Annotated in this window: 12 protein-coding genes and 1 pseudogene; 10 read left to right on the plus strand and 3 right to left on the minus strand. The window is 70.0% G+C overall.

The genetic code is table 11. The annotated features are described in order from the left end of the window. The 3 genes and pseudogenes from D183_RS0106570 to D183_RS27950 form a co-directional block, all read left to right on the plus strand. Positions 1-595, plus strand: a pseudogene (locus D183_RS0106570) (AMP-ligase); the annotation flags it as partial. A 289-nt stretch (positions 596-884) separates the two neighbouring features. Then, the gene (locus D183_RS27360) at positions 885-1,454 is read left to right on the plus strand and encodes a hypothetical protein (protein ID WP_157835182.1); all 570 of its coding nucleotides are present in this window, start codon (positions 885-887) and stop codon (positions 1,452-1,454) included. Positions 1,455-1,469: 15 nt separating this feature from the next. After that, positions 1,470-2,966, plus strand: coding sequence for an XVIPCD domain-containing protein (locus tag D183_RS27950; protein ID WP_232757228.1), 1,497 nt, complete (start codon positions 1,470-1,472; stop codon positions 2,964-2,966). 246 nt (positions 2,967-3,212) lie between these two features. Here the strand turns inward: D183_RS27950 and D183_RS0106595 are convergent, their stop codons facing one another. From D183_RS0106595 to D183_RS0106605, 3 genes are read right to left on the minus strand one after another with little or no spacing between them, the layout of a single operon-like run. Next, a complete protein-coding gene (locus tag D183_RS0106595; RefSeq protein ID WP_232757229.1) occupies positions 3,213-3,716 on the minus strand; it encodes an AAA family ATPase in 504 nt (167 codons plus the stop codon). A 22-nt stretch (positions 3,717-3,738) separates the two neighbouring features. After that, complete coding sequence (locus D183_RS0106600; RefSeq protein ID WP_017908313.1) at positions 3,739-4,755, minus strand: chorismate transformation enzyme, FkbO/Hyg5 family; 1,017 nt, start codon at positions 4,753-4,755, stop codon at positions 3,739-3,741. Next, a complete protein-coding gene (locus D183_RS0106605; RefSeq protein WP_088033113.1) occupies positions 4,752-6,110 on the minus strand; it encodes an NAD(P)/FAD-dependent oxidoreductase in 1,359 nt (452 codons plus the stop codon). Before D183_RS0106605 ends, D183_RS0106600 begins: the two co-directional genes overlap by 4 nt. A gap of 131 nt (positions 6,111-6,241) precedes the next feature. Between D183_RS0106605 and xanC the strand changes: the two genes are divergently transcribed. The 7 genes from xanC to D183_RS0106640 form a co-directional block, all read left to right on the plus strand. Then, complete coding sequence (gene xanC, locus D183_RS0106610; RefSeq protein ID WP_003470209.1) at positions 6,242-6,511, plus strand: xanthomonadin biosynthesis acyl carrier protein XanC; 270 nt, start codon at positions 6,242-6,244, stop codon at positions 6,509-6,511. Beyond that, on the plus strand, positions 6,486-7,217 hold the full coding sequence (locus D183_RS0106615; protein ID WP_039726353.1) for a hypothetical protein: 732 nt from the start codon (positions 6,486-6,488) through the stop codon (positions 7,215-7,217). The genes xanC and D183_RS0106615 overlap by 26 nt, the downstream gene beginning before the upstream one ends. 55 nt (positions 7,218-7,272) lie before the next feature. Next, positions 7,273-8,022, plus strand: a complete 750-nt coding sequence (locus D183_RS0106620; RefSeq protein ID WP_026144254.1) for a lysophospholipid acyltransferase family protein — start codon at positions 7,273-7,275, stop codon at positions 8,020-8,022. 9 nt (positions 8,023-8,031) lie between these two features. Next, the gene (locus D183_RS0106625) at positions 8,032-8,319 is read left to right on the plus strand and encodes a hypothetical protein (RefSeq protein ID WP_017908317.1); all 288 of its coding nucleotides are present in this window, start codon (positions 8,032-8,034) and stop codon (positions 8,317-8,319) included. Then, complete coding sequence (locus D183_RS0106630; protein WP_017908318.1) at positions 8,316-9,290, plus strand: LpxL/LpxP family acyltransferase; 975 nt, start codon at positions 8,316-8,318, stop codon at positions 9,288-9,290. Before D183_RS0106625 ends, D183_RS0106630 begins: the two co-directional genes overlap by 4 nt. Further along, positions 9,214-9,861, plus strand: a complete 648-nt coding sequence (locus D183_RS0106635) for a LolA-related protein (RefSeq protein ID WP_039726358.1) — start codon at positions 9,214-9,216, stop codon at positions 9,859-9,861. The genes D183_RS0106630 and D183_RS0106635 overlap by 77 nt, the downstream gene beginning before the upstream one ends. 97 nt (positions 9,862-9,958) lie before the next feature. Continuing rightward, positions 9,959-11,248: MMPL family transporter (locus tag D183_RS0106640; RefSeq protein WP_039726360.1), on the plus strand; the 1,290-nt coding region annotated here is incomplete at its 3' end.

The raw sequence follows: 11,248 nt of genomic DNA on the forward strand, positions 1-11,248 counted from the left end.
CATCGTCTCGGCCACCGCGCCGCTGGCGCAGGAACTGGCCGCCGCCGCCGAGGCGCGCTTCGGCGGGCAGGTGCGCGAGATGTTCGGCTCCACCGAGACCTGCGTGTTCGCCAGCCGCCGCACCGCCTGCGAAGCGCCATGGACGCCGCTGCCGGGCGTGCGCGTGGCGCCGCAGCCGGACGGCACCCTGGTGCACGCGCCGCATCTGCCGCAACCGGTGCTGCTGGCCGACCTGATGGAAGTGGATGCCGACGGCCGTTTCCAGGTGCGCGGGCGCCAGGCCGACCTGCTGGAGATCGCCGGCAAGCGCGCCTCGCTGGCCGACCTCACCCGGCGCCTGCTGGCTCTGCCGGGCGTGGTCGACGGCGCCATGCTGCAACTGGATCCGGAACCGGGCCAGGCGGTGGGCCGCATCGCCGCGGTGGTGGTGGCACCGACCCTGGACGAGGCCACGATCCTCGCCGCGCTGCGACGCGAGCTGGATCCGGTGTTCCTGCCGCGCCGCCTGCGCCTGCTCGACGCCCTGCCGCGCAACGAGACCGGCAAGCTGCCGCGCGATCGCATGCTGGCGTTGCTGGCGGCACGCGAGGACTGACGGGGCGGTCGAATCGCACCGGGATCGGGATCAGGCCGGCTTGGCAAGCGGTCAATCGACCGCTGCTGGTGAAACGCCGAGCCTGCATCCCTGCAGATGGTTCAGTGGGCGGCTTGCTGTGGGGCCTGCCGGTGTTCGTATACTGCGCTCATCGCTTCGCGCCGCAAGGATGTGCCGCATGCCCCATCGGGCTTCTCTCGTCCTGATCGCCTCGCTGCTGTGCGGGGCCTGCACCCATGCGCCCGCGCGGACGCCTGCCGTTGCGCCTCCTGCCAAGGAATCTCCCGCCATGACCTCGTCCCCCTCGTCCGGCGCCGCCGATCAGGCCGCCGCGCCCGTGTCGCCCAAGCTGAGCGCCGAGCAGATGCTCAGCCGATTGCTGACCTTGCTCCGGACCAGCAGGAGCGTGGCCGACTTCACGCCGGAGCGCTTGCATGAGGTGATGGGGGTGGCAGTGGAGCGTGGGGAGAACGGCGTGGAACGTTATGGATTTGGCGAGCAGGTAAGCCCGGAGTGGGCTCATGGCTTTGAGGTCGATATGCGTGCCGTTCCTCCCCGTTTGGACTTCGGATTCAATCCGGTTGTCTCAGGCGCTTCGCCGCAAATGGGGGATATCTGCCAACTCGACTTCGATCAATTCACTCGTCAGTTGGAAGAAATGGGATTTGCCCGGCAGCGTAATTTCGATTCGCCTCCGCAGCCGGCACCAGGACAGCCGAACCTGCTGAATGGTCGGCTTCTGTACGACTCTTTTGATCGTCCGGGAATGCATGTGGAGGTCTATCCCGAAGGTGAGCATGTGTGGACATCGGACACAGGCAGCGGTCGTTCCTGCGTCAGGACGATCGTTGTCACTTGATCGCAGGAGAGCATCATGGCGGGGCTCAGTCCACAAGCTGAAACTGTCATTTCGGCATTTTCTACCCAACCTGGCGTCACTCGAGAGCAAGCGGATAATTTGCGGGCGATCGTCAACGCTTCTCCTGCATTGGTAGATCAGTTCAACACGGCAGTTGAGCGACAGTACCTAAAGCAGATCGTGCCATTGACCAATCCGAATGCTGGCGGTGAGTACGAGCCTCAGACGCAGTCCATGCGGATCCCCTTGGCGCGACTCACTGCGCTGCCTGGAGGCAGGTTGCCCGCTGCCGGTGAGCTGACATTCGTGTTGGGCCACGAGCTGCAACACGGTTTCAATGCCGCTGACACTGCGCGAGCGCGCGAAGCTTTCCATGACGCGGTGAAGCACATTGCGCGGCACCAGTCGGAGCCTCGCGACTATACCGAGCCTCTCAATACCTTGTTGGCTCAGCATCGGCGCGATGAGGCTGGAGCAGAAATTGCGGGATGGAACGCTGTCGTAAGCAAGGTGAAAGCAGTCAATCCCCATCCATCGCTTCAAGACATCTATCGCGAGCAGCCAGGTCGAATGGCTGACTTTATTGAGGTCAAGAGTGGGCCGCGTGGTTTGTCCTATGAGCTGAAGCAGAACTTGAGCATCAATAGCGATCTGACGCTGAGTTCGACCCCGGGCAATCTGGAGGCAATGGGGCAGAACTACTTCGATAAGCTGCCTAGAAGCCCGGGTGGCCTGGGCGCGCTCGGAAACTCCGACTATCCCAACTACTACGCAGCCAATGCGCTCTCGTTCATCGCACAGGCGGAGCGAGCAAGCCATCCGCCACAACCCGGCAACGACACCCCGCAGATCGCGCTGAACCTGTCGCGGCTGCATCTGCGCGAGTCGCTGCTGGAAGAGAACGGGCTGGATCTGGGCAGGGACCGGCGTCCTCTGCCGTACTTCGACACCAGCACCCAGCCGCCGGTCGCGGGACTGCTGCAGCACACCGCCGACACCCATCGGCACGTGTCGCCCCTGGCCAACGGGTTACCCGAACCTTCGACGCTTCCCGCGCACGGCACGGAGGCGCACCGGAGCGATGATCCGTCGCTGCCGGGGCATCCGGATCACGCGTTGCTGGAACAGATCCGCGCAGGCATGCGCAGGGTCGACGCAGACCTGGGCAAGGCCTACGACCACGACAGCGAACGGCTCAGCCGCAGCCTGCTGGCGGCCTGCAAGGACAACCGCGACATGTATCCGGGCACGGCCGGCTATTCGTTGTCGGGCAATGCGCTGGAGCGGGTCGACCACGTGGTGTTGGGGAAGACCGGGAACCTGATCGCCGTGCAGGGCGCACTGGAGGACCCGGCGATGAAGCGCGCGGTCGTTCCGGTGGAGCAGGCGTTGGCCACGCCGGTGGAGCAGTCGGACCAGAAACTGGCGCTGGCCAATCAGGCGCTGGGGCAGGAGCAGCAGCGCACTACACAGCCGGAATTGGACCGTCACCTGGCCGCGCCGACGCGTTAGTGCATGTCGCCACTGCGTGGCCGGCGAGGGGGGATGGGCAGGCGCGGGGTGGAAGGCAGCGGTGCGAAACATCGACGCATACGCGCTTGCTGCGGTGCGCTCTGCCACGTCCGGCGTCCAACGTGATTTGCGCCGGGCAAGCAGCGACACGGCATCCGTCCCGCACAGACCGCACTTGGGCGCAAGTCCAGGGACAGCGCGTCGCGAGGGCGGAACCGGCGCGGCAGCGGCGGTGCCGGTACCCGCTCAGGAAAGCGCGGCGGCGACCTGCGCGAACAGGTGCGGCAGATCCACCGGCATGCGGGTGTCCACGTCGATCACCGTCCCCAGGCCGATCGGACCGGGATAGTCGGCAAGCAGGTCGGGCGGCAGTTCCCGCAGGGGGTGTGCCGCGTGCTGCGTGCCCGTCGTGGCGCGCGCGCGGAAGCGGCGCAGGGTCTCGTCATGGCCGCAGTGGCAATGGACTTCCACCAGCCTCGCCTCCAGTGCGGCGATCCTGCCGCGTTCGTAGTCGCTGCGCGGTCGGAAGTTGGCTTCCAGCACCGCGTGCGGACTGCGCTGTGCCAGCGACCAGAGGACCTCCATCGCGGCGCCGCCGAGACGGCGCGACGCGGCGAGATCGCCGCCGCCATCGCCCAGGGCGTCGGTCAGCGTTTCCTTGATGAAATCCTTGCAGAACAGCGGAAACCCCAGGTGCGCCGCCAGCGGGACCGCCAGCGTGGTCTTGCCGGCGCCTGGGGCGCCGGACACCAGGACGATCTTGCGTCGCCGTTCAACCATGCACGCCGTCGATCTCCACCGCCAGTTCGTCGCGGCAGATCACCGCGTGCAGCAGCAGGCGCGGGACGCGGTCGCCGAAGCGGGTATCGAGGGCGGCGGCGACCAGCGGCAGGTCGCCGGGCTCGCGCACGTAGACCTTGAGGCGGGTGCCGTCGCCGAACTGCGGCGGCAGGTCCGGGGCGTGTTCGCGGGCGGCCGCCAGCAGGGCGTCGAAGTTGGCGAAGGTTTCCTCCAACTGCGCCAGCAACTGGCCCTGATGCATGGAGGCGTGGCCGACCACGCTGGCGGTGCCCGACAGCAGCAGCGGCATGTCGCTGCCGGCCGGCGGCAGCATGGCGCGGGCGAAGCTGGGCGGCTGCGGGCCGTACTGGCGCGGGTAGCGGTAGGCGCTGACCTGGCGCGGGTTCTCCAGCGGGGTGCCGGCCTGCGCGGCGGCCAGCCAGTAGATCTGCATCACCCGCGCATCGTCGCAGCGGCCGACCGCGGTCGCCGCCGGCAGCTGGGTGGCGTCGAAATCGCCCAGCCCGCGCGCGCGGCCGACGCAGAAGCGCCGGTAGCGCTCGCGGTCGCCGCTGCCCAGGGTGATCGCGTCGAGGTAGTTCCAGATGCGCAGCAGGCGCGGGGTGGCGCTGCCGGCGACGAAGGCGCTGATCTGCGCGTAGGCGAGCGCGGCGGCTTCCTCGATGTCCAGGTCGACCTGGCGCTCGTCGATCTCGATGACGCCGAACTGCAGGCGGCCGTCGCTGGCCCAGGCGATGGCGCCGTCGCGGCCGCTGTGCACCGGTGCGTCGGTGCGCCACACCTCGAGCATGCGCGGGCCGTGCGGCTGCAGCGGCACGCGCAGGTAGCGCGGGTCGTCGTGGTAGGGCGCGGTCTCGCCGAAGCCGAATACCGCCAGGACGCGATCCTCGGCCAGCCACTGGCTGGGGTCGGTTTCGGCGACGTAGTCCACCTGCAACTGCGGATGGCCCTGCGTGTGGTGCGGAAACTGCAGGTGCGGGCGGCTCATGGTGTATCTCCGTGCAAGGTGTCGCCGTGGAACTGTTCGCGGGCCTGGCGGCGGCGGTGGCGCCAGGCGCGCCACGCCCGCGGCAGCATCGCCACCGCGGACAGCGCATAGATGGCGCGGAACACGCGCAGGCGGCGCAGCACCGCACGGTTGTCGAAGACGTCGCCGGCGAGCATCGCCACCACCGCCTGTTCCACCTGCAGCACGTTGCGCGGCTGCGCGAACAGCTCGCGCATGGTCGGCGAGGTGAAGCGATAGATGAACCACTTGAACTCGTCCAGGCCGCCGCGCAGGTGCCGCTCCAGGCGCCGCTGCAGCCGCGCCTCGCTGGCCGGGTCGCGCAGCGCCGCGTCGACCACGGACGCGCCGCGCTCGGCGCTGTGCATGGCCAGGTACACGCCGGAGGAGAACATCGGGTCGACGAAGGCGTAGGCGTCGCCGAGCATCAGCCAGCGCGGGCCGCTCATGCGCGTGCATTCGTAGGCGTAGTTGCCGGTGGCATGCACCGGCGCCACGCGCTGCGCGCCGGCCATGCGCGCCACCACGTCCGGATTCAGCGCCAGCGTGCGCAGCAGGAACGTCTCGCTGTCGCAGCCCTTGCGGGTCTTCATGTACTCCGGGTCGCACACCGCGCCCACGCTCATCACGTCGTCGGGCAGGGGGATCAGCCACATCCAGCCGTGCGCGTGGCGATAGATGCTGATGTTGCCGGCGTCCTCGCCGGGGCGCCGCGCCACGCCGCGGAAATGGCTGAACAGCGCCGCCGACTGGTGCCGCGGATTGGCGCGCTTGAGCTTGAGCGTGTTGCCGAGAAAGGTGTCGCGGCCGCTGGCGTCGATCAGGTAGCGCGGCCGGTAGTGGCGCACGCCGTCGGCGCCGCGTGCCTGCACCGTCGGCGTCTCGCCGTCCAGCTGCACCGCCTCGACGCGCACGCCCTCGTGCACGTCGGCGCCGACCGCACGCGCGTGTGCGAACAGCACCCGGTCGAAGTCGGCGCGCGGCACCTGCAGCGCGAAGTCGGACTGCGCGCCCAGCGCGTGCGCGAAACGGAAGGTGTTGTAGCCGCCGGCATCGTTGGGGAAATCGGCGCCGAGCTTGAGCACGCCGATCGCCCGCACCTGGTCGAGCACGCCCAGCCGCTGCAGGATCGGCATGTTCATCGGCAGCAGCGATTCGCCGATGTGGAAGCGCGGATGGTGGTCCTTTTCCAGCACCGTCACCCGCCAGCCGCGTTGCGCCAGCACGATCGCCGCCGCGCAGCCGGCCGGCCCCCCGCCGATCACCAGCACGTCGGGCGTGTCTGCCGCGGCGTCGCGTGCGTTGGGGGGAGGGGAAGCAACAGCGGCGAACGTCATCCTGAGGGAACCTGCGGGCGCAACGGCGGGGCGAAACGGCATGATAGCGTGCCGTTCGCGGGCCGATGGTTGCGCCGCAGCGCCCGATGCACCATCTTGTCGCACCCGTCCTTTCGCCTGGAAGCCCCTGGATGTCTTCGCAAACCGCCGCCGAACGTGAACTGGCCGAGCTGCTGGTCGAGAGCCTGAACCTGGAAGACGTCCAGCCCGGCGACATCGATCCGGAGGCGCCGCTGTTCAATACCGGCCTGGGGCTGGACTCGATCGACGCCCTGGAACTGGCGCTGGCGATCAGCAAGCGCTACGGCTTCCAGCTGCGCTCGGACAACGACGAGAACCGCCGCATCTTCGCCTCGCTGCGCGCGCTGTCGGCGCATGTCGAAGCCAACAAGACCAGCTGAGCCGGCCGACGCCGCGCCCTGGGCGCTGGCCCTGGGCGTGCTGCTGGCGCTGGCCTACTCGCCACTGGCGCACTGGGCCAATGCCGCGCACCGCCCGGACCTGGCGGTGCTGGCCGGCGCGGCGCTGGTGCTGATGGTGCTGGTGGAGCCGATGGCGCGCTGGCGGCCCTGGGCCTGGGCGCTGGCGATCGCCGCGACCGCGGCGCTGGTGCCGCTGTGGCGCTCGCCGCACGCCCTGCTGCTGCTGGCCGCACCGCCGGTGCTGTTCACCGCCTGGGTGGCCTGGTTCTTCGGGCGCAGCCTGCAGCGCGGGCGCACGCCGCTGATCACCCGCATCGTCGAGGCCCTGTACCGGCAGGCCGGCATGCCGATCACCCCGGACCAACTGCGCTACACCCGCCGCCTGACCCTGGCCTGGACCCTGCTGCTGGTCGGGCTGACCCTGCTCAACCTGCTGCTGGCGCTGTGCGCCCAGCCCAGCGGGGTGCTGGCGCAACTGGGCCTGGCCTCGCCGCTGCCGATCAGCGATGCGCGCGCCTCGCTGTTCGCCAATCTGCTCGGCTACGGGGTCATCGGCGGCTTCTTCGTCGGCGAGTACCTGCTGCGCGGGCGCTGGTTTCCGCAGCGTCCCTACCGTAATCTGCCCGACTTCCTGCACCGGCTGGCGCGGCTGGGGCCGGTTTTTTGGCGCGATCTGTTGCGCTGACGCGCGAAGTGCAGGGGACGCAAGGGTCGTGCAGATCATCAAGGAAAACAGCAAGTTGCCGCAGGCTGGGATGCCTTCGCGCATGGCCTGGGCCGTGTGGAACGCCCTGCAGTTGGTATTCACCCTGGCGCACACCGCGCTGGGCATCGTCGTCGCACTGGTGCTGCTGCGGCTGACCGGGCCGCGCCTGCCGCTGCGCATGGGCGCGCGCTTCTGGGCGCCGGTGTTGCTGTTCGGCGCCGGGGCGCGGCTGCAGGTGGAGGGCCGCGAGCGGGTGGACTGGTCGCGCAACCACCTGTTCGTCAGCAACCACCAGTCGATCATCGACATCTGCGCGCTGTTCATGGCGCTGCCGGTGCCGCTGCGCTTCCTGCTCAAGGACGAGATGCTGAAGGTGCCGTTCGTGAACTGGTATGCGCGCGCGACCGGCATGCTGTTCCTGGACCGCGACAGCCGCCGCGCCGGGGCGATGATGCGGCGCGAGGCGGCGGCGTTGCTGCGCCGTGGCCAGGACCTGTGCCTGTTCCCGGAGGGCACCCGCAGCCGCAGCGGCGCGCTGGCCGAGTTCAAGGCCGGGCTGCTGCAGGCCGCGATCGACGCCGGGGTGGACGTGGTGCCGGTGGCGCTGGACGGGGCGGGCAAGGTGCTGCCGCCGACCAGCCTGTTCCGGGTCCGGCCCGGCGTCATCCGGGTGCGGATCGGCACGCCGATCCGGGTGAACGGCGAGGACGGCCCGCTGAACCGCCAGGAAGTGACCCAGCGCGCGCACCAGGCCGTCCGTGCCATGCTCGAACCCAGGATATGAGTCGCCCGTATGCAATTCGTCGTACCGCATGATCATCCCAGCCTGCCCGGCCACTTCCCGGGCCGCCCGGTGGTGCCCGGCGTCGTGGTGCTGGACCACGTGCTGCAGGCCGTCGAGGCGGCGCACGGCGCGCGCGCGCCGCTGCGCCTGCCGCAGGTGAAGTTCGTGCAACCGCTGTTTCCCGGCCAGCCGGCGCGGGTGGAACTGGACGGTACCGCGCCGCGCTGGCGCTTCCGCGTGCTGCGCGGCGAGGACCTGCTGGTCAGCGGCGAGCTGAACGCCGAGGCGGCGCCGTGAGCGCCGGCTGGAAGCACCGCCCGGAAGGCGGCGGCCATTTCGCCCTGTGGCTGATCCGCAGCATCGCCCGCTATGGCGGCCGCGCCGTCGGCCGCCTGCTGCTGTATCCGATCACCCTGTACTTCCTGCTGGTGCGCGGCCCGGAGCGGCGCGATTCGCGGCACTACCTGAGCCGCGTGTTCGACCGCCCGGCCACGCTGCTGGAGGTGGCCCGGCACATCCACACCTTCGCTTCGACAATCCTCGACCGGGTGTTCATGCTGTGCGGGCAGATGCACCGGTTCCGGGTGCAGATCCGCGGCCTGGACCAGTTGCACACGCAGATGGACCGCGGCCGCGGCGTGCTGATCTTCGGCTCGCACCTGGGCAGCTTCGACGCGCTGCGGGTATTGGCCACCGAGCGCCCGGACGTGCAGGTCAAGGTGGTGCTGGACAAGGCGCACAACCCGGCGATGACCGAACTGCTGGGCGCGCTGAACCCGCAACTGGCCGCCAACATCATCGACGCCGGCATGGACAGCACCTCGATCGTCATGGCGATCAAGCAGGCCACCGACGAGGGCGCGCTGGTCGCGCTGCTGGTGGACCGGCCGCGCCCGGAGGATCCGGCGCTGCCGGCCGCGTTCATCGGCCAGGGCGCCATGTTCCCGACGTCGCCGTGGCTGATCGCCGCCGCGCTCAAGGTGCCGGTGGTGCTGGCGTTCGGGCTGTACCGCGGCGGCAACCGCTACGAGCTGGTGTTCGAGACCTTCAGCGAAGGCCTGGACCTGCCGCGCCGGCAGCGTGCGCCGGTGCTGGCCGCGCTCATCCGCGATTACGCCGCCAGGCTGGAGCATTACACCCGCTCCGCGCCCTACAACTGGTTCAACTTCTACGACTTCTGGAACAACCGCCATGCCGATGCGCCGCACCTTGCCGTGGATGCTGATACTGCTGTGCAGCGCCGCACCGCTGAGCGCCGCATCGCCTGAGGCGCCGGACGCCGACTGGATCCTGCAGAAGCTGGCGCGGCCGGCGCCGGTCAGCACCGCCTTCGTCGAACTGCGCGGCTCGGCGCTGCTGAAGGCGCCGCTGCGGGTGCAGGGCGAGTACCGCCGCCCGGACGCGCAGACGCTGGTGCGCGAGGTCACCGCGCCGTACCACGAGACCACCACCCTGCGCGGCAGTGAAGCCACGCTGGAGCGCGACGGCAAGCCGCCGCGGCGCTTCTCGCTGACGCGCGTGCCGGAACTGGCCGGCTTGCAGAGCGGTTTCGGCGCGTTGCTGTCCGGCGACCGCGCGCTGCTGCAGCAGCAGTTCAACATCAGCAGCAGCGGCACCCGCGAGCGCTGGCAGCTGCAGTTGCAGCCGAAGGATCCGGCCATGGCCGCGCACGTGCGCAGCCTGCGCCTGTACGGCCGTGGCGCCGAACTGCGCTGCATCGAGACCACCCCGGCCAAGGGCGACGTCCAGCGCACCCTGCTGGCCGGTGCCGCGCAGGCCGCCGGCGCCGTTGCCGACAGCGCCGCGCTGACCGCGCTGTGCCACGGCGACGCGGCGTGATCCCCGCACGAGGCGCCCGCCGGCAGCGTGCTGCCGGCCTGACGGCTGCGCGTGCGGCGGCTGATCGCGCGGCGCAGGGCGGCGTGGGGATGCAGCGATGACGCGAGCCCTGAGTTCGAAGATGCGCATCTCGCTGGCGCTGCTGTGGCTGGCGCTGCTGACCGTGGCCGGGATCTGGCTGGGCAACGCACTGCAGGTGTCCGGTGATCTGCGCAAGTTCATGCCGGAAGCCCGCACTCCCGCGCAGAAACTCCTGCTCGACGAACTCGGCGAAGGCCCTGGCTCGCGGCTGCTGCTGATGTCGTTGTCCGGGGCCGATCCGGCCACGCTGGCGCGGCAATCGCAGGCGCTGCATGCCGAACTGGCCGCGCAGCGCGACGTGTTCGAACTGGTCGCCAACGGCGCCGATGCCAGCCTGGATGCGATCCCGCCGCGCCTGCTGCCGTACCGCTATTTGCTCAGCGACAGCTTCGACGCCAAACCGCTGGATGCGCCGACCCTGCGCGATGCGCTACAGGCGCGGCTGCAGGACCTGGGCTCGCCGGCGGCGGCGATGGTGGAGCCGCTGCTGCCGCGCGATCCGACCCTGGAAGTGCTGCACCTGGCCGAGAGCCTGCAGCCGGCCGGCGGCCCGCAGCAGCGCGACGGGGTGTGGTTCGACCGCGCCGGCAAGGACGCGCTGCTGGTGGCGCAGACCCGCGCGGCCGGCTTCGATCCCACCGGCCAGCAACGCGCGGTGGATGCGATCCACACCGCCTTCGCCAAGGTCAGCGCCGGCACCGGCAGCACGCTGACCCTGACCGGCCCCGGCGCGTTCTCGGTGGAGATCGGCGGGCGCACCCAGAACGAGGCGCAGTGGATCGGCACCCTGGATACGGTGGGGCTGATCGTGCTGCTGCTGGTCGCTTACCGCAGCTGGAAGATCCCGGTGCTGGGCGTGCTGCCGCTGGCCAGCGCCGGACTGGCCGGGCTGGGCGCGGTGGCGCTGCTGTTCGATGGCGTGCACGGCATCACCGTGGCGTTCGGCTTCACCCTGATCGGCGTGGTCCAGGACTACCCGATCCATCTGTTCAGCCATCAGCGCCCGGGCCTGGATCCACGCGAGAACGCGCGCCATCTGTGGCCGACGCTGGCCACCGGCGTGGTCTCCACCTGCATCGCCTACGTCACCTTCCTGTTCTCCGGCGTGGACGGCCTGCGCCAGTTGGCGGTGTTCACCATCGCCGGCCTGCTGGTGGCGGCGCTGACCACGCGCCTGCTGCTGCCGGCGCTGATCGACCCCTCGCCGCGCGACCATGCCGATTCGCCGATGCTGGAGCGGCTGTGGCGCGGCATCGCGCGGCTGCCGCGGCCGCGCTGGTCGCTGCTGCCGCTGGCCCTGCTGGCA

Source organism: Xanthomonas sp. SHU 199, from assembly GCF_000364665.1.
GTDB classification, from domain to species: Bacteria; Pseudomonadota; Gammaproteobacteria; order Xanthomonadales; family Xanthomonadaceae; genus Xanthomonas_A; species Xanthomonas_A sontii.